Below are 478 nucleotides of genomic sequence, written 5' to 3' on the forward strand. Positions count from 1 at the left end.
CGGCGGGGCGGACAGGCGGCACAATCCACTACTGCGGCCCCATAGCAGTGCCTGGGCCGGAGCATTGGGGCTGACCACCACCCCCCTCTGACTCGTTGCCATCGTCACAGTCTTCTTCTTCTTCTTCTTCGTTTCCTCGCTTTTCCATGCCCAGCTACTCCGAACTCCTGGCCCAGAAAAAATCCCTCGACGCGCAAATCGCCCAGGCCCACAAGGCGGAATCCGTGCAGGCGCTGGCCACCGTCCATGAATTGATCGCGGAGTTCGGCTTCACCGCCCAGCAGGTGTTCCCCTGGAAACCCGCCCCCAAGAAAGTCGCCGCCAAATACCGCGATCCTGATACCGGCGCCACCTGGTCCGGCCGGGGCAAGCCGCCCCAGTGGATTGCAGGCAAAGACCGCGCGCCGTTTGCGATTGCCTGAATCGCGCACTGCGGGGCAGGGATAGTGCAGGACTGCAGCACGAGCCTCTGTCTAAC

1 protein-coding gene is annotated in these 478 nt (G+C 63.2%); it reads left to right on the top strand.

Annotated features, from left to right (window positions below; translation table 11 throughout):
• Window positions 1–146: 146 nt before the first annotated feature.
• Window positions 147–422 (top strand): H-NS histone family protein, encoded by a 276-nt coding sequence (locus NFX52_RS30475; protein WP_252636020.1) that lies wholly within the window; start codon window positions 147–149, stop codon window positions 420–422.
• Window positions 423–478 lie beyond the last annotated feature (56 nt).

Source organism: Acidovorax facilis, from assembly GCF_023913775.1.
GTDB lineage: Bacteria > Pseudomonadota > Gammaproteobacteria > Burkholderiales > Burkholderiaceae_C > Acidovorax > Acidovorax facilis.